This window comes from Paenibacillus sp. J22P277, assembly GCF_059383675.1.
Window position 1 is genome coordinate 89,116 of sequence record NZ_JBXENS010000006.1, and the last position, 21,392, is coordinate 110,507.

Below are 21,392 nucleotides of genomic sequence, written 5' to 3' on the forward strand. Positions count from 1 at the left end.
GATTCATTTCTTGCCTTCTATTAGTATAGCGATTCGGCGAAGGAAATGCGATTTGAGCGGCAAGCGCGCATCGCAAGCCCATCCTCGTTCGTTTATCCGGCGAGCGGCCTGCAGCGAAACGAAGAAAAACCGGCTGCGTCCTTCCGCAGCCGGTTTGAAGCCCAGTCCTTTCTATCGCTTCCGATAATCCCGCGGCGTCCCGCCGAAACGCTTCTTGAAAGCCCGCTCGAAATGAGGCAGCGTATTGAAGCCGGAGGCGAAGCAAATCTCGGTGACCGGCAGGCGCGTCGTCTTCAGCAGCGACTTGGCGAATTGCAGGCGCAAGTCCTGCACGTACGCCTGGAACGTGACGCCCGTTCCTTTGCTGAAGCATTCGCTGAAATAATTCGGCGACAAACCGCAGCTCGCGGCGGCATCGTCAAGCGAAAGCGTCTCGCGGAAATGATGCTGGATATAGATGAGCGCCTTGCGCACGGCGGGCGCAATCGGAAGGCCGGCGCCGCGCGCATCGCCGTCAGCGGCCGGCGCCGGCCCGCTCCTGCGGGACAATTGGATGAGCAGCCGCTCGACGCTGCCCTGCACCAGCATGGCGTTTCCCGCACGGCCGCCCGCGGATTCCTCCCAAACGAGCTCGAATTCCCGCTCCGCCGCCTCGTATTCCTCCCTGCCGTATACGGCCGTATGCCGGACGCCGTGATCGAAGAGCAGCTCCAGCATCGGTTCCCGAATGAACCGATCGTTGAAGATCAGATCGTACAGCTCCAGCGTCTCGCCCGCATCCGGCTCCAGGCTGTGGAAATCCGCGGGCGTGAGCAGAAAAGCCGAGCCTCTGCCCAGCCGCTCCGGCACGCCGTTCAGCACATGGGTGCCTCCGCCCGATACGACGAAGCCCATTTCGAAAAACTCATGCCAATGCGTATCGATCCGGCCGTCGAGACGATGCTTGAACAGGCTGACCGAGGCGGACGGCGTCATATAGCTGTCGTTCATCAGACGCTCGGGTCCCTTGTAGTCATGCATGCGGCCAACCGCCCCTTCCGACCGGTACCGAATCGCGATTCCCTTCAGGAATTACGCGTTGACAAACGGATTGCCCGCGATGTCTTTCCCGCGCGCGAGCCATATTTTGAAGCCCGGGTTTTTCTCCGGAATGACCTTCGCATCCGTGGAGAAATAGCGCATCGTATAGCCGCAGCGGCGGTTCGGGCTCTTGTTCGGCGTCGCGCCGTGAATGATCCGGGAATCGTGGATCGAGCATTGGCCCGGCTCCAGCTCGAAATAGACCGCTTTGGACTCGTCGATGTTCTTGATCTGCGTCGCGAAAATATTCTCGTCCTCGCTCACGGCCTCGTAGTCCGAGAAGCCGTTCTTGTGCGTGCCGGGGATGACGCGCATGCAGCCGTTTTCCTTGTTGCTGCGGTCGATGGCGAGCCAGACGGTCGCGATTTTGTCGAACCGGTCGAGCCGGCCTTTCCAATACGCGGAATCCTCATGCCACGGCGTCTGCTTGCCGATCAGCGGCTCCTTGCAGATGAAGTGGCTCGACCAAAGCCCGATGTTCGGCCCGAGAATCGGTTCGACCAGATCCAGCACCTCGTCAGCAAGCAGAAATTTCAGCAGCCGCTCGTCGCGGAAATGCGGCGTGTCCAGCTCGCTGTTCAGCCGGCGGCCGACCATTTCCCATTGTTCCTCGAAGATCGCCGACAGCTCCGCCTGCTTCTCGGCGCCGAACAGTTGATTCTTGTACAGCGCATAGCCCTGTTCGTCGTAGAAATCCACTTCCGCTTGCGTCAATTTTCCGTTTGCGATGTTTGACATATCTTCCGCCTCCTATGATATCGGGGTTGCCGCTCTCTTTCAAGAGCGTCGTTGCCTGCCATGCCCTTATTATCGCGCGATTGCGGCGAAAGCGCTTTTCTTCTTCACCGATAAAGTATGCTTATCTTCGGCAGATGCGATCCGAATCCCTTAATTCGCGCCGGGCATGGACGGCAAAAAGCCGCAGTCCGTTGGACTGCGGCGCGCGTGCATCTGCATGACTTGCACGGATTGCACGGCTTTAATGGTACGTGAACTCGCCGACTTCCACGCCGCACGGACCGCCATCGGGATTGCCCTCCAGCACCACTTCCGTGCCGTCGGCTTTGAAGAGCGGATTGTAGTGGATATTGATCGTGGCCGCGGACGCATTCGCGTAGTGGCAGATGAACGCCCGGCGGAAGCGGTCCTTCGTCTTGTTGCGGTACGAGCCGTGGATCAGGTTGCCGTTGAAGAACAGCACGTCCCCCTTATCCATGATGACCGGCATGGCGACCCCGTCCTTGGGCGGCTTCACGTAATGGTTCGTGAACGATTCCGTCGTATCTGCGGAGGTGTCCGGGCAGGCGATGTCGTACGACTGCGTCTTCGGCACGACCAGGAGGCCGCCGTTCTCTTCGTCCGCGGCGTCGACCGCGGTCCAAGCCGCGATGCAGTTTCCCGGCTCCACTTTCAAATAAAAGTTGTCCTGGTGCAGCGCTTGGCCCCTGGAGCCGGGCGGCTTGTAATAGAACATGCTTTGGGCCGCGTACGCCTCTTCGCCGTACAGGTCGGCCAATATGCCCAGCACCGGCGCGTGCAGCATGTATTTCTTCGCCGTGTCGTTGAAGCGGTGCGGATGCATGACCCGCGGGTAACGCTTGAGCGGATCCTGGGCATCGCCAGCCAGATTCGGCTCGAAATAGCCGGGAACCGTTTCATGGCTCATCGTCTCGAACGTGCTTTCGATCTCCGCCAGATTGTCCGGCGAAAACAGTCCCTTTACGACCAGATAACCTTCCGTATCGAACTGACGCTTCTGTTCCTCCGTAATGGCGCGCAGCGGTTGCGGCATCTGTGATCTTCCCCCTTGGCATGGCATTGAGATGTGTTCTCCATGTCTTCATTGTAGTACCGGCCGCCGCGAAGCAGAAGTAAGAATCATGCTGAAAACTCCATCGATCCTGCTATAATCGAAATATTGGAAGCCAACTACGCTGCGCCGGGAGTGAACGCAAGCCATGAACGCGAAAAAGAACCCTTTGCCCTCCGTCATCAAAGAACAAGGCATTCGCACCGTCGTTGCCGGACATTTCAACCACCCCGATTCCTACGCCATGAAACGGCCTGAAGGCATGAGCGACTGGCTGCTCACCTATACGTTGGACGGAAGCGGTTACTTCGTCATCGACGGAGAAGAACGATTCTGCCAAGCCGGCGACGTCACGCTTATGCAGCCCGGCGTGCCCCATCAATACGGGACGCGCAAAGGCGGCAATTGGCATTTCATGTGGGCGCATTTCACGTCGCGGATCACGGAGACGAGCCTCCTGCCCCAAGACAAGCTGCTCGTCCTCGCGATGGACAACGAATCCGCGCGCGAACGCATGCAGCGGGCGTTCCGGCGCATCCTGACGGATTCCATCGAACGCGGCCTATATTGGGGGGAGCTGTGCGAGAATGCGATCCGCGAGATCGTCCTGCTGCTCGCCCGGCGCCTCTCCAAGCAGTTCGATCCGCGGATCGAGGAAGTCCGTCATCTGCTCTCCTCCCGCATGCAGGACCCCGTCCGCATCGAAGATCTGGCGCGGGAGATCGGCTTGTCGCCGTCGCGGCTATCGCATCTATACAAGGAGTCGACGGGTTCGTCCATCATCGATTCGCTGAACGACATGCGCATCCGCCAAGCGGCGCTGCTGCTGGAGCATTCCGGCCGCCAGGCCGCGGAAGTCGCCGAGGAGGTCGGCTACCTGAACTACAACCACTTCGCCAGCCAATTCCGCAAGCGGTTCGGCGTCAACCCGCGAACCTACAAGAATCAAGACCATTCGTAGGTCGCATGCGCGGCTTCGCCGCTCCCGTATCGCCGCATGCGAACGCGGAGGCGTCGGCAGCTGTAGCGTGCCACTCGCATTTGTGCCGCATTCCTGCGGCAAACGCAAAGAGCGCATCGCCGGATTTCTCCGGGATGCGCTCTTTTGCCGTCAGCGTCTTAAGCCGCCACGGCTTCCGTCTTCGCGGTACCGCGTTTCTTGCGGATCAACAGAGTGAACGGAATCGCGGCTACCGCGATGAAGGTCGCGATCAGGAACACGTCGTTCACGCTCATCGTGAACGAGAGCATCTGAATGACCGCCGGCGTATTCCCGCCGGCCTGCGCCAAGTCGGCGGCATGCGTCAGCGAGTGGGAAGCCAGCAGCGACGTGAACAGCGCGATCGCGAACGACCCGCCGACGTTACGGACCCAGTTCGTCACCGAGGACGCGTGGCCGACCATGGACGGCCCGATCTCTTCCATGCCGGCCGTGCTCGTCGCAGCGGCGGCAAACGACACGCCCAGGTTGCGAACGGCCATCCAGAAGATAATATAGAAATTCGAGCTGTCGCTGTGGAGCTGCGTCATCTCGTAGCTGCCGATGATGATGAGCACGAGGCCGGACACCGTCATCCATTTGGCGCCGACGCGCGGATAGATCTTGCCTGCGATCGGCATCGCGAGCGCCATGATCAGCGAAGACGGCAGCAGGACGAGCCCCGTGTCCATCGCCGACGTCCCTTGGACGTTTTGCAGGAAGAGCGGCACGAGCAGGGTGCCGGAATACAGGCTGATCGTGATAATCGTATTCGCCACCAGCGTAATGGAGAAACGGTAATTGCCGAACACGCGCAGATTAAGCAGCGGGCTCTTCGATCTCAGCTCCTGGACGATGAACGCGGCCAGGAACAGCACGCCGACCGCGAACAGCCCGATCGTCTTGCCGGAACCCCAGCCCCACTCGCGGCCTTCGCTGAGCGCGACCAGCAGCGACGCGCTGCTGACCATGACGGTCACCAGTCCGACCTTGTCGAGCCGCGTAGCGGAACCGATGCGGTAACTCGGAATCATGATCATAATGAACACGATCGCGATGATGCCGATCGGGACGTTGATCAGGAACAGCCAATGCCAGCTGAACTGTTGGATGAGCCAGCCGCTGATCGTCGGTCCGAATGCCGGCGCGAGCATGGCGGAGAGTCCCCAGATGCTGACGGCGAAGGGCTGCTTTTCCCGAGGGATGACCTGGAAAATGATCGTCATCGTCGCCGGCAGGATCAGCCCCGTGAAGATCCCCTGCAGGATGCGGAACGTAATCAGCGATTCGATGTTCCATGCCAGGCCGCACAGCAGCGAGAAGACGACGAAGCCGCCCATGGCGTAGAGGTAGACATTTTTATACCCGAATTTATCGCCCAGGTAGCCGGTCAACGGCGCGATCGTGCCCAGCGAGAGCATGAAACCGGTCAGCGTCCATTGAACGGTGCTGAGACCGGCATGAAAGTCGTTCATGAAGATGGTCAGCGCCACGTTGATCGTACTGATCCCGAGAATGCTTAGGAACGCGCCGAAGAAGATGGCGATCATAATGGGCCAGAAGCGGACGTTCGCAACGGTGGAATTGCTCATAAGGATGGTTTCTCTCCCTTGCTTGAAAGTAATGGCGTCGTCAGGCTGCGCCATTTCGCAGAACTGATCATACACCAATACCTAGATAAAGTAAACTCATTTCATCGTTTTTAGTTTAGTTCGGCTAGACAGTTTATTTCGGGTTCCGATTTGTGTATACTAACTGGTATGGAAAGAGAGTGTGAGCGCTTATGGAAACGACCAATGAAACGCAAAGCTGCCGATATACGGACGATACCATCAAGAACAAGTACGTGGCCAAGCTTCTTCATCCCGTGAAATTAAGCGGCTTTCAAAGCCTGCGCATGGACGACATCGCCAAAACGATGGACCTGTCCAAAGCGACCCTGTACAAATATTTTCCTTCACGCGATGAAATCATAGACTACTTGGCGCAGCTGTTCGTCCGGTTCGTCGTCGGCTCCGAAAGCCAATTCGAGACCGGAAGCAGCGAGGCCTTCATCAAAGGCTTTAACTCATCGTTCGCCCAAACGCTTATGATCGCGAACTACGGCACGGAAGTGTTCTTCCACGATCTTCGCGAGGTGTATCCGCAGCTGATGGCTTCCATCGACGTCGCGATCAGCGAGCGGCATGAACGCTTGCGCCGCTTCTACGAGCAAGGCATGGCGGAAGGCTGCCTCCACGAATCCAACGCGACGCTGCTCATCCTGCAGGATGAGCTGATGTTCCGCAACCTGCTCGACCCTCATTACCTGATGAAGCATAACTTGACGCTGCGCGGCGCGATCGGCGACTACTACCAGATCAAGAAGCGTCAGCTGTTCAAGCCCGACGTGTACGAGCGCATCGACGACTCGGCCATGACCGAACGAATCGAGCAGTTGGTCCGCAAAGTGACGTACGGCGTGTATTAGACGAAAGGTCCGCGGGATGCGATCAGACGCATCCCCGCGGACCTTTTTTGGCGTTCCCTCGCTTACAAGCCCCGGAAATCGGCTTCCGCGGACGCTGCCGCCTCCGCTTGCCGACCATCCTCCGCGACAACCCGGTTGCGGCTCCGCTTGGCTTCGTACAACCCTTTATCCGCGGCGGATACCAGCGATTCCGCATCGCTTCCGAAGTCGGGCACGACGGTCGCCACGCCCAGGCTGATCGTCAAGTAACGGCTGACGTGCGATCTCGCGTGCGCGATTTCCCGTTGTTCCACCCGGACCCGCAGCGATTCCGCGAGCGCCGCCGCTCCCTCCCGTGCCGTGCCCGGAAGCACAACGCCGAACTCTTCGCCGCCGTAGCGGGCGACGAAGCGGCTCGGCCCGTCGAGCGAATCGCGGATCGCCGCCGCTACGGTTTTCAGGCACATATCCCCGCCGAGATGGCCGTAAGTGTCGTTGTACGCCTTGAAATAATCGATGTCCAGCATGATCAGCGACAGCGGTTCGTTCTTCAGCGCGTGCTTATCCCATTCCTCCCGCAGCCGCTCGTTGAAATACCTGCGGTTGAAGACGCCCGTCAAACCGTCGAGCGAGGAAAGCTTCATCAATTCGTCGTTCGCCGCCTGAAGCTCCGATTGCACGGCGATCCGCTCGGTGATGTCCGACAACGAGACGAGCACGCTGCGAATGCGCCCTTCGCGATCGAATACCGGCGAGCAATTGCAGGAAATCATCGTACGGGCGCCGCCCGGCTTCTCGAATATGAATTCGCGGTTCGTTACCGTCCGTCCCGTGCGCATGGCGACCGTGACGGGGAAATCGTCCACGGGCATCCGATTGCCGCCGAAGTCGTACAGCACCCATACGGCATCCTGGTACGCGCGGTTCACGATCGATGCCTTGTCCATGCCGAAGATATCCTCCGCCATTCGGTTCGCCATCGAGATCATGCCGTTTTCCTCGACGACGACGATCCCGGACGGGACCGTCTCGATGATGGTGCCCAGCCGCACCCGGCTTTCTTCCAGTGCCAGCTCGACCTTGCGCTGCTCCGTGATGTCGATGCCGATGCCGATGACGTGCTTGATCTTGCCGTCCGTCTCCGGCAATATCGTATTCGACCACGCGATGAGACGCAGCTCCCCGGAACGCGAGCGCCAATGATTCTCGTTGCGGTTGCTCCCCCGAGTAGTCATTAGCTCGATAAAATGCGTTTCGACGGTAGCGCGTTCGTTCTCCGGGATCAAACGGGCGTAGATGGACTCGTTCCGCATCTCCTCGAACGTATAGCCGGTGGCCGTCTCGCAGCTGGCGTTGAAGCGCAGAATGCGGCTGTCCTTATCCAGGACGATGATCAGCGAAGCCGCCGTGTCGATGATCGACGACGCGAAATTCCGCTCCTTGCCAAGCGCGGCCGTATGCTCCAGGATCGTGTCCGACATGGAATTGAACGTCAGGCCGAGCTGGCGGAATTCAACCGTCGACGCGTCCAGCACGCCGGGGTCGATGCGGTAATGATAACCCCCGTCCTTGATCATCCGGACGCCTCGCAGCAGATGGTTGACCGGGTTCGCGATCTTCTTCGAGGTCCGCAGCATGACGAGCACCGCCGCGAGCATCGCCAGCAAAATGAACAACGACGCGTACTCGAGCTCCGTATAGAGCGAAGCCAATACGTCCTTCCGGGCGGCTTCGCCGATGATGAGCCAGCTGCCGTTCTTCGTCCACAGATAATCACCGTACACCGGTATGCCGTCGTAATTGTGGTAGGCATGCCGCGATTGGATGCCGGCTTCGGCACGTTCGAGCAGGGTCTGACCGACCCGCTCCGGATGATCGGCGCCGCTGCCTTCGCCCGTAATCAGCGTGCCGTCGCGGTCGACGAGGTACGTCTGCCCTTTCTCGCCGTACGAGAACCGCTCCATCAGCTGCTCGATGGTCGTCAGCTCGACCGTTCCCATCACGAGGCCTTTGAAAAGATCATCCTTACCCATGACGGGCGCCGCGAACACGATGATGCGTTTGCCGTCCTTGAGCGAGAGGAGCACGTCCGAGATCGAATCGTTGCCCCGCCGCGCTTCCGCGAAGTAGGAGCGGTCCTGGATGTTCAAGCCGTCCGCGGTATAGCCTTTGTCGTCTACGGAGGTCAGCGATCGAAATTCGCGGTGATTGCTCTTGACGAGTCCGAGCAGCTCCAGCGTTTGATCCGCTTCCCCGCTTTTGACGGCGGGGTAATTCGCGATGAGCCGAATGTCCGACATCCGGTCGTCCAGCCATTTATCGATAAACTGCTGCTGCAGCAGGATCGTTTGTTCCAATTGGCGATGAATGCTCGTCTTCTGATTCACGAGCTCGACATACGAGAAGATCAACGTGCAGGCGCAGCCGACGATTAGGACGAATACGAGGCCAAGCGATCGCAGCTTGCCGTTCAGGGTCGGCCTTTTCTTGGCGGGTTGAAGCGCGGCTTTCATGTTCGGTCACTCTCCTTGCTGGTCGAAGCCGGGGCAACCCGGGGGGATGCATGCGATCTTTATTCGACAAAAAAACCGAAATTCCTCCGGCATTCCGCGTGAAAATGCCGTCCGGTTCCGCAACACGGCAAAAAGCCCGCCTATAGGCGGGCTTTCCCGCTTCCTGCGGCAGCCGTTTATTTCTCGCAGGCGACGCCGTCGCCGTCGCCGTCCATCTTGGCGCTGTAGCCGGGATCGCCCTTATGAAGCGGCGCTTTGCCGGCGGCCTTCGCTTCGGCGCAGCTCGCGAACGCGGCCGCGCCGGCTGTCGGTCCGACTGGCGGCTCCGTCTCTGACGCCGACTCCGGTTCGGCTTCCGCATCGGTCTCCGAGACGTTTTCGGCTTCCTTCCCGATGGAGGGCGAGATGGAGACGAATCCGTCCGCATCTTCCCACATCGCCTGAAATTGGGATTCGAACGACTGCGCGACCTCGCTGCCCCGCAGCACCATCAACACCTCGTCGTTGTCCGTGCTCGCGGCCTTCGAGTAGTTGAACGAGCCCGTCGTCGCCGTCTTGCCGTCCGCGATCGTCATTTTGAGATGCATGAGTCCGCCGTGCTTGTTCTGCTTCATCGGAATGCCCGCGCTGCCGAGCAGCTTGAGCGCTTCGCGCTGGCTTTTGCCTTGGGCCTGGATGCGGTCGGTGATGATGCGCACCGCGACGCCTCGTTTCTGCGCGCGCTTGATCGCGTCCACGATGTCCGGCTTCGTCAAGCTGTAGATCGCGATGTCGAGCGTTTGGCCGGCACCGTCGATGACGCCGATCAGCAGCCGCTCCGGCTGCTGGTCCGCCTGCGTGAACGCCCATTCCGCCTGAATCCCTTCAGCGGCCGGAGCCGACGCCGAAGGCGAAGCGTAGATGGAGCAGCCGGAGAGGAACACGGCTAACAATGCCGGAAGTACGAAAGGAATGCGTTTCATGCTGCTGCCTCCTGCATGCGGTTTTCCTTAGTTTACCACGAATTCCGCGACGTTCAACCGCGCCGCCGCCCGGAATGCGAGCGGCTCGGGCTCTCCCGCAACCAAAAAAGACTCCGCTGCGGCGGAGTCTTCTCTTGTCGATTCGCGGACGGGCTTAGCCTTGGGACGCGGCGCTCTCGTCCATGTAGATGACTTCCCACAAATGGCCGTCGACGTCTTGGAAGCTCCAAGCGTACATGAAGCCGTGGTCTTGCGGGTCGTTCGATATTTTACCGCCGGAGGACAGCGCCTTGTAGACGATTTCGTCCACGCTTTCCTTGCTTGCGGCGGAGATGGCCAGAATCATTTCCGTGCTTTTGCTGGCATCGGCCACTTTCTTCTTCGTAAAATTCTTGAAGTACGGTTCGGACAGCAGCATGACGAATATATGCTCGCTGATGACCATGCATGCCGCATTCTCGTCGGAGAATTGCGCATTGAACCCGAACCCGACCTCGTTGAAAAACTGAACGGATTTCTTTAAATCCTTAACCGGTAAATTAACGAAAATTTTATCGGACTGAACAGCCACTATCGATCACCTCTTCGTCAGGATAGTGGATAAGCCCTCTTATGTCAAATTCCGCGGTTATTGGATGCCGCTGGAAACGCCCGCCGCCTCGGACGGCCCGGCCGCAGGCGACGCGATGCCGTGCTTCTTCAGCACGGAAAGCAGCGTCAAGACGATGCCGCCTCCTCCCATCGCTGCCAGCGTCCAGGTCGGCGCGCTCAAATTCCGGTATCCCGAAAAGTAAAACAGGTCCCGCAGACCCTCGACGGCGAAGCGGAGCGGCAGCCAATCGTACAGGAAATGATGGCTGAACGCGGGCAGCAGCTCCGGAGGCAGGGTCAGGATCGGCGCGCCGAAGAAGAAGACGAGAATGAACAGCGGCATGCCCAAGAACCCGAGCCAGCTCATGACGGTCGTCTGGATGAGAAAAAACATGAAGCCGGCGAAGAACAGATACCAGCCGACCGCCGCGTAATCCGGAATGGCCAAGCCGAACCATTGGCCGGCGATCCAGAGGATGCTGAGCGAAGCGGCGCCCGTCGCCACGGCACCCATGACGATCTGGGAGATCCGTATGCCGAGGCGATGAAGACGGAAGCCGTGCTCGGTCGCTTTCTTCGCCGCCACGAACAGCATCACCGTCGCCACCATCGCGCCGAACCAGACGAGCTGCGTGAGCACGACGGGCGCGTTGCCGTTCGCGCTGTTCGCGCCTACGGCATTCAGATTGCGCGTGGTCACCGCGATCGGTGCCGCCAATGCCTCCGACTGCTTCACCGTCAGCATGCCGCCATGGTCGGAAGCGTTCGCCAGCATTTGTTCCCGGACTTGGCCGCTCGCGCCGTCCATCAGCTTCGTCAAGATTTGATTCGTCATCGTCGAGCCGTTGTAATTCATGCCTTGATTGATGTACAGCGTGACGCCCGCGGGATGCGGGTCCGCGGTCAACAAGCTTGCCAGCTTACTGGAGAAATCGGCCGGAATCACGAGCGCGGCATAAGCTTCCTCGCGATTCAACGCATCGACGGCCGCGTCCTCCGACGATGCCGTTCGCCATATCAGCGGCATCTCTCCGCCGTTCGGCGCTTCGGCCGCCTGTATGCGATCGGACAGCTGCTTGCCGAAATTCGACTCGCCCGCAGGCGTCTCGGCTCCGGCATCGCCCTGCACGAGCAGCACGGGAAGATCCTTCGGCACCGGATTAACGGAGGAGCCGAGCTGCGCCATACCCAGGACAAGAATGACCATAAAGACGATGAGAATGGCGAGATAAGGATGCTTTTGCCGGAAAAACTTGAGCATTAAAAAACGACCTCCAAATTAATTAATTCAACGCTCGGTGAATGGACAGGCCAAAAAAAATCACTTTCGCCACTGCGACACGGAGAAAGTGACCATATTACGAATATACGTCTCGATTTCGACGCCGACGACATTAATGAACGAGACTTCCCGAAGCGCGCAAATGACGCCGACGGACAACATCTGATGCGCGGCCAACCCGAAGTCCATCTCGCGGATCTCGCCCGCTTCCGCCCGTTTCCGGAGCACTTCCGTAAGGCTGCGATGCCGCTGCTGGATCATTTCGGACAAGAAATTCCGCCGGTTCGATTGCACGGATTCCGCGTCGCGGAACATGATCCGGATGAACGCCCTGTCTCCCGTCAAGATCGTGTACAAGCCGATCAAAAACTGGGACAGCGCCGTCTCGAGCGGCAGATCCGGATCCATGGACGCCAGAAGTTCGTCCATGAAGGCCACCTTCGACTCCTGCGCCTCCGTGAAGACCGTCTCCAGAATCTCCTGTTTCCCGCCGGGAAAATAATGATACAGGAGACCGTCCGTGATGCCGACATGCTTGTTGATCATCCGCATCGAGGTGCCGTGAAAGCCGTGTTCCGCGAACAGTTCCTTGGCGCCCTGCAATATCTGTTCCCTGCGTTCCGCCGCCTGCATGTCCCTGTTCGTCCGGGGAATCCGTTTCAATGCCTTTCGCCTCGCTTTGCCTTCATTTCATTCTACGATTGTTTAACGAAATCATACGCATTATTCGGCCGAATGTCAATCAAATAGCCGCGCGGCTCGCTTGAAGGCGGTACGAATTAAAATAAATCCGTGACCGCGCCTTTCGAGGCGGAAGACACCAGGCGCGCGTACTTCGCGAGCGCGCCGCTTTTCGCCTTGAGCGGCGGCGCCGTCCATGCCGCTTTGCGTGCCGCCAATTCGTCCGCCGTCACGTCGAACGAGATCTCCTGCGTCTCGCTGTCGATCGTGACGAGATCGCCGTTTTGCAGCAGTGCGATCGGACCGCCGACCTGCGCTTCCGGCGCCGCGTGCCCGACGACGAAGCCGTGCGAGCCGCCGGAGAAACGACCGTCGGTGATGAGCGCGACTTCGCCGCCGAGTCCTTTGCCGACGATCAGCGCGGTGACGGACAGCATCTCCGGCATGCCCGGACCTCCCTGCGGTCCGCAGTAACGGATGACCAGCACGTCGCCGGCGCGGATTTCCTCGTTCAGAATCGCTTCCGTCGCGGCCGTCTCGCTGTCGTATACGCGTGCCGGCCCCGTGAAGCGGAGCTTCTTCATGCCCGACATCTTGGCGATCGCTCCTTCCGGCGCGAGGTTGCCCCTCAGTACGTACAACGGCCCGTTCGGCTTAAGCGGCCTATCGAACGGACGGATGATCGTCTGATCAAGGGCGAGCGGCGCCGACGCATCCAAATTCTCCGCCAGCGTGCGTCCCGTAACCGTCATGCATTCCCCGTGCAGCAGCCCCTCCGCATGCAGCAGCTTCATGACGCCCTGTACGCCGCCGATCCGGTTCAAGTCCTCCATGACGAATCGGCCGCTCGGCTTCAGATCCGCCAGATGGGGCACCTTCGCGCGAATCCGCTCGAAATCGTCGTAGGTCAGCTCCACTTCTACGGAGTGGGCGATCGCGATCAGATGAAGGAACGCGTTCGTCGAGCCGCCGAGCGCCATAACGACGGTGATGGCGTTCTCGAACGCTTGTTTCGTCATGATGTCGCGCGGATAAATGCCGCTCTCGAGCAGACGCAGCACCTGTGCGCCCGCTTCCCGGCACTCTTGTTCCTTCCCCGGAGAAATCGCCGCGGTGGAGGATGAACCGGGAAGGCTCATGCCCATCGCTTCCGCGGCAGCAGCCATCGTATTGGCTGTATACATCCCGCCGCAGGAGCCCGGGCCCGGGCAAGCGCTGCATTCTACCTTGTGCAGCTCTTCCGCGGTGATCCTGCCGTCGTGGTAGCTTCCTACCGCCTCGAACGCGCTGACGATATCGACGTCCTTGCCGTCCAGCTTTCCGGGCTGTATCGTTCCGCCGTAGACGTACACGGACGGCAGGTTCAAGCGGCCGATCGCCATCAGGCAGGCAGGCGTGTTCTTATCGCAGCCGCCGACGGCGACGAGTCCGTCGAACCGCTCCGCGCCGGTGACGATCTCGATCGAATCGGCGATCGTCTCTCTGCTCGGCAGCGAGAACGTCATTCCTTCATGCCCCATCGAGATGCCGTCCGAGACGGTGATCGTGTTGAATATGAGCGGCGCGCCGCCGTGTTCCCGCACGCCTTCCTTGGCCGCGCGGGCGAGTCCGTCGATATGCATGTTGCACGGCGTCACCTCGCTCCAGGTGCTCGCCACCCCGATCATCGGCTTCTTGAAATCTTCGTCCGTGAAGCCGACCGCGCGCAGCATCGCGCGGTTCGGAGCCCGGTTCGCGCCTTCGCTGATGACCTTGCTGCGGATGCGCAGATCTTTTTTGTCGTTCATTAAGCCTTACCATCCTTTCGTAATGAAGCTAAGATTCATAATCGATATATGTATACAATATATCGCATACTTACATTTCTTACAACGAGTTCCTCGCAGCCTCGCGTTCGCATCGGGAGATTCCGCTTGCGAATATCTCGGATATAATATCCCATTCGCGCATCCCTTAATCAGCGGCGTGCGCTTGGTTGGACGCTTGCCGTATCCCCCGTCCTGCCGGCGCGGGATTTTTCGCATCGGAATTCAGCCTATGCCGGCTTACCTTTAATTCCGACAAACCGATAAACGATTTCCGTTTTCCGGAAGCCCTTTCTTTGCTATAATGCCGCGATTTCCCGTCCTGCCTCGGCTGTATTTATTACGTATGCAAAGCCTCTTTTTCGCTCCTATTTCGTATGCGTTTCCCTTGTAATTAATCAGAAGAATTTTGTAAAGTTTGTGAATTCTATAAAATTCCAGTCCTTCCCTTACGATAATATAAAAGTCTTGGGTATTTTCGGCTGTTTTACGCGTTTCCCCAAAGCATCAGTCCCAGAAGGAGGGAGTTTAGACCTGCACATAAGAAGGATCCGGCATAGTTCCAACTACAATCATACCAGGAGCGAAACAACATGAAAAAAATGATCGGCATGTCTTTTTTTATGAAAAACCTGCTACTTTCGTCCTTTAACATCATCTTGATCGGGGCCGTGCTCATCGCGTCCGGCTATCTGATCGAGAAAAACGTGCTGATCGATCAACTCCACGGCGAGATTACCGCGGTTACCCAAACCTGGGCCAAAGGACTCGACGCGAAAGCCGTAGAGCAGGCCGTGACGGAAAAAAGCTACGACGGCCCCGTGCAAGCGAAGCTGCGGACGTATCTCGACGCCGTCAATAAAGATAATCCCAATATCGCGCAGGCGTACATATTCGGAACCGAACTGAAAGACGGCAATCAGACGACGCTCGTCGCCATGCCGACCAGCCTGATGGACGCCTTCAAGGAAGCGAAGCTGAACATCGGCGATTTCTACGAGCAGCCGAAAGAAGTCGAGGACGGGTTGAAAAGCATGCTCGCCACCGGCAAGCCGACCTTTACGTCCTTCTACTCCGACGATTTCGGCACGTGGACGACCGTCGCGTACCCGATCCATGATGCGGACGGGAAAACCTTCGCGTATTTCGCCGCCGACGTCGACGCGAGCGCCGTTCCGAAAGGACTGAACAAGCTGCTTACGAGCGGCATCGGCATCATGGCGATCTTCCTCGTCATCGTGCTGCTCGTTCAATATCTTGTTTCGCGCACGACGATGAAGCCGCTGAGAGAACTCATGCGCGGCATCGAGCAGGTCAGCGAGGGCAACCTGGACATCTCGATCAAGACCGGGAACGACGACCTCGGTCGGATCAACGCGAAATTCAACGTGATGGTCGGCCGCATCGGCGAAACGATGGTGAAGGTGCAGCAAGCCACCCATCTGCTGAACGCCTCGTCCAAACGGCTGCATGCCATATCCGAGCAGAATAGCGCGGAAGCGTCGACGATTACCGCCAGCATCAACGAAATCATGCATAACATCTCCGCCCAGGAGCAAGCCGCCGGCGAAGGCGCGCGGGCGATGTCCGAAATGGCGGTCGTCATCCAGAGCATCTCCGACAATTCGTCGCAAGTGGCCAACGAAGCGTCCGTCATGGAACAAATCTCGATTGAAGGCAATGGCGTCGTTAAGCAGGTGACCGAGCAGATGAGCCAAATCGACCAATTCGTCTCCGACACCGGCGCCGTCGTCAAGCAGCTCGAGAGCCGTTCCCAGGAAATCGAGAACATCGTCTCGGTCATCGCGAACATCGCCGCGCAAACCAACCTGCTGGCGCTCAACGCCTCGATCGAGGCTGCCAGGGTCGGGGAGCACGGCAAAGGCTTTGCCGTCGTCGCGGGAGAAGTCCGGAAGCTGGCGGAGCAATCCAATCAGTCCGCGACGCAAATCACCGAGCTCATCAAGGAAATCCAAGCGGAGATCTCCCGGGCCGTCCATGCGATGGAACAAGGCTCCGGCGAGGTTCGCTCGGGCATCGAAGTCGCCGGCAACCTCGAGTACCTGTTCGGCAATATCCTGCTCGCCACGCGCACGGTCTCCAATCAGATCCACGAAGTATCCGGCTCGACACAGCAAATGTCCGCCGGCACGCAGGAGCTGACCGCCACGTCGGAGGAGCTTTCCGCGACCGCCGGCATGACCGCCGAGAACAGCTCGCGGATCGCAAGCTCGATCGAGCAGCAGAAAGCATCGCTCGGCACGATCGTGGAAGCTTCGACGGAACTGAACGCCGTGTCCGAAGAGCTGCAATCGCTGGTCGGCCAATTCAAAGTAAGCCCGAAACGATAAGCCGTTCCGTCGTCGTAATCGCGCAAGCCAACCAATAAACCATCATGCCCTGCAATGGATCAAGGGGAGAACGGATGAGAGCCATGAATGAGAAAATCGTCGATTCACAAGCGAATACCGACCTACGCGATAACGTCCTGCTGCTGCCGACCGATTTCCCCAAACATCACCGTACCTGCGCATTCTCGATCGCCGAGCATTCGCTCGGAGCCCGGTTGAGCGAAGCGATGGAGCGCGCCGCGCATGCCGATCCGCAGGTCGAAGACTTGCTGGCTGCCGTTTATTATGCCTGGATCTACCGGATGTCTGGCGAGAAGGAACTGACGGCGGGACTGCATCTGAACGATTCGTCCGCTTGCGTATCGCTCGAGATCGAACCGGGCGCGACGTTCCGCGGCATCCGCGAGCTCGTGCGCGTCGCGGCTGACCGCGCTGCGTCGAACGGCGGCAAGGCCGAAACCCGATTCGCCGTCCGTCGGTCGCCGAAAGCCGCCGGAGAGCAGCTGATCTGGCAGCTTCGCGAAAGCGAAGGCGTCTGGACATCCGTCGTGGAATACGACGATTCGCTGTTCAAAGCGGAGACGATCGCCGGTTTCGCGCATTATTACGCCGCGCTGCTGGAAGCCGCGCTCGCGGATCCGGACCAAAGCATCGCCGGCGTCGATATCCTAACGGAAGCGGACGCGGCGGCCCACCGGCTGCTCAATGCCACCGAAGCGGATTACGAACGGAACGAGACCGTTCACGGGATGGTGGAACGGATGGCCGTCCGTTACCCCGATAAAACGGCCGTATCCTCGTCCGAAGGCGCCTTGACTTACCGGCAGTTGAACGAGGCGGCCAACCGCACGGCCCGCGCCCTGCTCGCGCAAGGAATCGGCGTCGGCGATTTCGTGACGATCTATATGGAGCGGAGCATCGAGCTCATCGTCTCCCTGCTTGGCGTGCTGAAGGCCGGCGGCGCCTACGTGCCGGTGGATCCGGAACATCCCGAGGAGCGCAACCAATATATCGTGGCGGACACTCGCTCCGCGTTTATCGTGACCAAGGCACGTTATCTCGAGGGCGCGCGGGGGCTGAGCGCCGGCGCCGCAGCGGTCAAGGACGTGCTGGCGTGCGACCGGGACTTTGCCGGCTTCAACGGCTCGGGCAATCCGAACGTGGCCGTCCTGCCGGATGATCTCGCCTATATCATCTACACGTCCGGATCGACGGGTCGGCCGAAAGGCGCGCTCATTCGACACGAAGGCGTCGTCAACCTCGGGGAAACGGTCCGGCGCGATTGCAACATCGAGCCCGAGGACGTGCTCACGCAGTTCTCGACCTACAGCTTCGACGCTTCCGTCTGGGATACGATCGGCGCGCTGTTCTACGGCGCGACGCTGTACCTGCTCTCGCCGGAGGAGCGAATCTCGGTCGAGCTGTTCGCGTCCGCCGTGGAGCGCACGGGAACGACGATCGTCGCGATCCTCCCTACCGTGTTCTTCAATGAAATTACCGCCTACTTGTCGGACGAGGGTTACCGCAAGCTGGCCGGCGTCAAACTCATCACCGTGGCCGGCGAAGCGCTCTACGGCGCGCAGGTGCGGGCGTTCCAGCGCCATTTCCGCGACCGCATCGCGATCGTGAACGTCTACGGGCCGACCGAATGCACGGTCTGCACCACGACGCATGTCGTCGACGCGCTGATCCCGGACGAGCTGACGAACGTGCCGATCGGAAAACCGATCGGCAACTACAAGGTATACATCGTGAACGAAGCGAACCGGCTCTGCCCGGTCAACGTTCACGGCGAATTGTGCATCTCCACCGTCGGACTGGCCAAAGGGTATCTGAACCAGCCGGACAAGACGGCCGCGGCGTTCGTCCCGAATCCGTTCGCGGAAGGCGAGCTGATGTACAGGTCCGGCGATATCGTGAAGCTGCTGCCGGACGGCACGATCGAATACGCCGGACGCCGCGACTCGCAGATCAAGATCCGCGGCCATCGGATCGAGATCGGCGAGATCGAGGACAATTTCATCAAGATCGCGAACGTGCAGAACGTCGCCGTCATTCCGAAGAAGGACGCGAACGGCCACAACATGCTGATCGGCTTCTTCACGTCCCGGGACGGACACCCGGTTCCGCCGGCCTTGATCAAACGGGAGATTTCCGAGAAGCTGCCCGCGTATTTCGTGCCGAAGCGGATCGTGCAGCTGGACGCGATGCCCCTGTCCCCGACCGGTAAAATCGACCGTAAAACCTTGGCCGGCTACGAGCATCGCGAGGAAAACGCCGAAGCGCGGGGCCCGGGGCCCGAGAACGATACCCAAGCCGCGATCGCGCAGGCTTGGAGAGCGGCGCTCGAGCTCGAGCAGGTCGGCATCCACGACGATTTCTTCGCCGCCGGAGGCGATTCGCTCGCGGTCATGCACGTGCTGACGCTGTTGATGCCGGTCTTCCCCGGCTTGAAAATCAACGATTTCTATCGCTGCAGAACGGTCGCGGCGCTGGCACGGCGAACGGAGGAACTGCAGGCCGAAGCGCTGGAGGAGGCGCTTCGGTTGCCTGCTGCGACTCCGACGGTTACGGCTATTTCGGCCAAGCGCGACAAAACGGCGCTCGACGAATATCCGCTTGCCTTCGGCGAGATTCGTCCGCTTCCCCTTGACGCGATGCCGAAGGCCGTGCTGCTGACCGGCGCCACCGGCTATCTCGGCTCTCAGCTGCTGTACGATCTGCTTCAGCAAAGCAGCCCTGAGATCTACTGCATCGTCCGGAAATCCGGCAAATGGAACGGCTTGACCCGTTTGCAGGACACGATGAGCCATTATTTCGGACCGGCGGTCCTGGACTTGATGCAAGGCAGGGTCATCGCCGTCGAAGGGGACTTGGAACGTCCCGATCTCGGCTTCTCCGAAGCGGATGCCGCGGTCATTCGGGCGAAGATCGACGCGATCATCCACAGCGCGGCCGACGTCCGCCATTTCGGCGACGAGGAACGGTTTGCGAAAACGAACGTCGACGGTACCCGCCATCTGGTGCGGCTGGCCGAGGTGCTGCCGCGGCGCGTGCGCTTCCATCACGTCTCCACGCTCGGCATCCCCGAGGATCTCGCCTTGAGCGGGCAATGGGAACGGGTGCTTGAGCAGCCGGTGTTCGAAGCCGGCCTGCGCGTCGAAAGCGTCTATACGAACAGCAAGCTCGAAGCGGAGAAACTGCTTATCGAAGCGGCCGGCCACGGGCTCGACGTGACGATTTACCGCGCGGGCAATCTGACCTGCCACTCGCTCAACGGCAGATTCCAGCGCAACATCGACAGCAATGCGTTCTACCGCATGATCAAAGCGATGCTGGTCTTCGGCAAAGCGGTTGAAGCCGACTGGGACGTGGACTTCACGCCGATCGATTATGCCGGGCAGTCGATCGTCCATCTGGCGCTGCGTCCCGATACGATCGGATGCGTGTACCACATCTGCAATCCGGTGCAACTGCCGTATTCGCAGCTGTTGGACGGTCTGCGGAGCTTCGGCTACGACATCGAGACCCTGGCGCCGTCCGCTTACGGCGAATGGCTGATGCACAGCGGCGCGACCGGCAACCTCGAAGCGGTCAAGCTGGCAATGGCGCAGCTGGAAGGCGACGGCGCCAAAAATTCCCCGTACCGTTACGGCTGCGCGGAAACGACCGCGCTCCTGAACGGCACGGGAATCGGCTGCGCGGAACCGGATCGCGATTTCCTGCGCCGGATGATCGCTTACGCGGCGAAAATCGGGTATTGGCCGGCTGCCCCCGCCATGCCGGCGGTAACTTCTTAAAATAACCTCCTATCCGAAGCTGGATGCCGGATCGCCGCATGGCGAGATGGTCTCGGGGCTTAGTGGAAATACGGCAGCGGCGCGCTCCCCGTTCGGGGAAGCGCGCCGCTTTTATGTATGTCCGGTTTTCCGGTCGCAAACTTACTGCGCAAGCGACTCCCGTCGGCGGGTTTCCATGGATCGCCAAAAATTTAATTGATAATGATTATCATTATTGATATAATTCGAGTGCATTCATTATCGCTTACGTATGGAGGGTTTTCCGTATCATGAAGCAAGCCGTTTTCAAAGCCGTGCTGCTTACCTCGCTTCTGGCGATAACAGCCGCCCTGCAAAGCACGGAACAGCGAAAATGCCGTCATTGACGAGGCCGCCCGGACATCAACCGTCCCTAATCGCACGAAACTCCCGAAGGCGGCCGCGATCGGCTCACGCCGTCCGTAAGCGCGCAGCCGCAGAACATCCGGAATCCACGATTCCGTGCATGCCGGCTCCGGACCGCGAACATCCATTATTCGAAGAAGGTGAGGAAACGACTTGAAACCGATCGATAACGACAAGATCAAACAGCAGTATCTGCTCTTCGCCGACAGCCTGAAATCGCTGCTGCTCAGCACCGTCGACGAGAGCGGCAGCCCGTTCATCTCCTATGCTCCGTTCGTGAAGCATGAAGGCCGGTTCTACATCTATATCAGCCGGATCGCGAATCATTTCCGCCACCTCGAAAGCAATCCGCTCGTCGACGTCATGCTGATCGAGGACGAATCCAGCACCGCGAATCTGTTCGCCCGCCAACGCGCGCGCTTCGTTTGCAGCGCCGCCAACGTCGGCAATGAAGGACACGAAGAAATCTTCGCGCTGTTCGAAGCCAGATTCGGCGGGAACATGATCGCCATGCTGCGCGGACTCGATTTTTCCCTGTTCGAGCTTGCCGCTCGGGAAGGCCGTTACGTCGCGGGGTTCGGGCAGGCCTACGATATCGATCTCGCCGGCGATACCTTCGATCACGTCAACCGCGACGGCCACGGCCAAACGGCGGCAAAAGCCTGATCTGCCAGCCTCCATATTCGCCAATAGAAAGGAATAACG

At 59.5% G+C, this 21,392-nt stretch carries 15 protein-coding genes; 5 read left to right on the forward strand and 10 right to left on the reverse strand.

Translation table 11 applies throughout. The features are described 5' to 3' along the window. Window positions 1-171 precede the first annotated feature (171 nt). The 3 genes from AC50YL_RS21360 to AC50YL_RS21370 form a co-directional block, all read right to left on the reverse strand. Window positions 172-1,020, reverse strand: a complete 849-nt coding sequence (locus AC50YL_RS21360) for a helix-turn-helix domain-containing protein (RefSeq protein ID WP_494834587.1) — start codon at window positions 1,018-1,020, stop codon at window positions 172-174. Between the two features lie 51 nt (window positions 1,021-1,071). Next, the gene (locus tag AC50YL_RS21365; protein WP_494834588.1) at window positions 1,072-1,818 is read right to left on the reverse strand and encodes a phytanoyl-CoA dioxygenase family protein; all 747 of its coding nucleotides are present in this window, start codon (window positions 1,816-1,818) and stop codon (window positions 1,072-1,074) included. A 241-nt stretch (window positions 1,819-2,059) separates the two neighbouring features. Continuing rightward, on the reverse strand, window positions 2,060-2,872 hold the full coding sequence (locus AC50YL_RS21370; RefSeq protein ID WP_494834589.1) for a phytanoyl-CoA dioxygenase family protein: 813 nt from the start codon (window positions 2,870-2,872) through the stop codon (window positions 2,060-2,062). 166 nt (window positions 2,873-3,038) lie between these two features. Here AC50YL_RS21370 and AC50YL_RS21375 point away from each other — a divergent pair, with 166 nt between their 5' ends. Beyond that, a complete protein-coding gene (locus AC50YL_RS21375) occupies window positions 3,039-3,851 on the forward strand; it encodes a helix-turn-helix domain-containing protein (RefSeq protein WP_494834590.1) in 813 nt (270 codons plus the stop codon). A gap of 158 nt (window positions 3,852-4,009) precedes the next feature. On the opposite strand, the gene AC50YL_RS21380 is transcribed toward AC50YL_RS21375, so the two are convergent. Continuing rightward, entirely contained in the window at window positions 4,010-5,461 is a 1,452-nt protein-coding gene (locus tag AC50YL_RS21380; RefSeq protein ID WP_494834591.1) for a DHA2 family efflux MFS transporter permease subunit, read from the reverse strand. 191 nt (window positions 5,462-5,652) lie between these two features. Between AC50YL_RS21380 and AC50YL_RS21385 the strand changes: the two genes are divergently transcribed. Beyond that, on the forward strand, window positions 5,653-6,339 hold the full coding sequence (locus tag AC50YL_RS21385) for a TetR/AcrR family transcriptional regulator (RefSeq protein ID WP_494834592.1): 687 nt from the start codon (window positions 5,653-5,655) through the stop codon (window positions 6,337-6,339). Window positions 6,340-6,401: 62 nt separating this feature from the next. On the opposite strand, the gene AC50YL_RS21390 is transcribed toward AC50YL_RS21385, so the two are convergent. The 6 genes from AC50YL_RS21390 to ilvD form a co-directional block, all read right to left on the reverse strand. Then, complete coding sequence (locus tag AC50YL_RS21390) at window positions 6,402-8,831, reverse strand: sensor domain-containing diguanylate cyclase (RefSeq protein ID WP_494834594.1); 2,430 nt, start codon at window positions 8,829-8,831, stop codon at window positions 6,402-6,404. Window positions 8,832-9,007: 176 nt separating this feature from the next. Continuing rightward, window positions 9,008-9,793, reverse strand: a complete 786-nt coding sequence (locus AC50YL_RS21395) for a phospholipase D-like domain-containing protein (RefSeq protein ID WP_494834595.1) — start codon at window positions 9,791-9,793, stop codon at window positions 9,008-9,010. Window positions 9,794-9,947: 154 nt separating this feature from the next. Further along, complete coding sequence (locus AC50YL_RS21400) at window positions 9,948-10,364, reverse strand: VOC family protein (RefSeq protein ID WP_494834597.1); 417 nt, start codon at window positions 10,362-10,364, stop codon at window positions 9,948-9,950. A 57-nt stretch (window positions 10,365-10,421) separates the two neighbouring features. Then, the gene (locus AC50YL_RS21405; protein WP_494834598.1) at window positions 10,422-11,645 is read right to left on the reverse strand and encodes a YhgE/Pip domain-containing protein; all 1,224 of its coding nucleotides are present in this window, start codon (window positions 11,643-11,645) and stop codon (window positions 10,422-10,424) included. A gap of 60 nt (window positions 11,646-11,705) precedes the next feature. After that, a complete protein-coding gene (locus AC50YL_RS21410) occupies window positions 11,706-12,329 on the reverse strand; it encodes a TetR/AcrR family transcriptional regulator (RefSeq protein WP_494834600.1) in 624 nt (207 codons plus the stop codon). Between the two features lie 116 nt (window positions 12,330-12,445). Beyond that, window positions 12,446-14,134 carry a dihydroxy-acid dehydratase gene (ilvD, locus tag AC50YL_RS21415; RefSeq protein ID WP_494834602.1) on the reverse strand — a complete coding sequence of 563 codons (1,689 nt, stop codon included), beginning with the start codon at window positions 14,132-14,134 and terminating at the stop codon, window positions 12,446-12,448. Between the two features lie 611 nt (window positions 14,135-14,745). Between ilvD and AC50YL_RS21420 the strand changes: the two genes are divergently transcribed. The 3 genes from AC50YL_RS21420 to AC50YL_RS21430 all read left to right on the forward strand — a co-directional run bounded on the left by AC50YL_RS21420 (window position 14,746) and on the right by AC50YL_RS21430 (window position 21,353). After that, window positions 14,746-16,503 carry a methyl-accepting chemotaxis protein gene (locus AC50YL_RS21420; RefSeq protein WP_494834603.1) on the forward strand — a complete coding sequence of 586 codons (1,758 nt, stop codon included), beginning with the start codon at window positions 14,746-14,748 and terminating at the stop codon, window positions 16,501-16,503. Window positions 16,504-16,577: 74 nt separating this feature from the next. Next, complete coding sequence (locus tag AC50YL_RS21425) at window positions 16,578-20,303, forward strand: non-ribosomal peptide synthetase family protein (RefSeq protein ID WP_494834604.1); 3,726 nt, start codon at window positions 16,578-16,580, stop codon at window positions 20,301-20,303. A 537-nt stretch (window positions 20,304-20,840) separates the two neighbouring features. Then, complete coding sequence (locus tag AC50YL_RS21430) at window positions 20,841-21,353, forward strand: HugZ family pyridoxamine 5'-phosphate oxidase (RefSeq protein ID WP_494834606.1); 513 nt, start codon at window positions 20,841-20,843, stop codon at window positions 21,351-21,353. Window positions 21,354-21,392 lie beyond the last annotated feature (39 nt).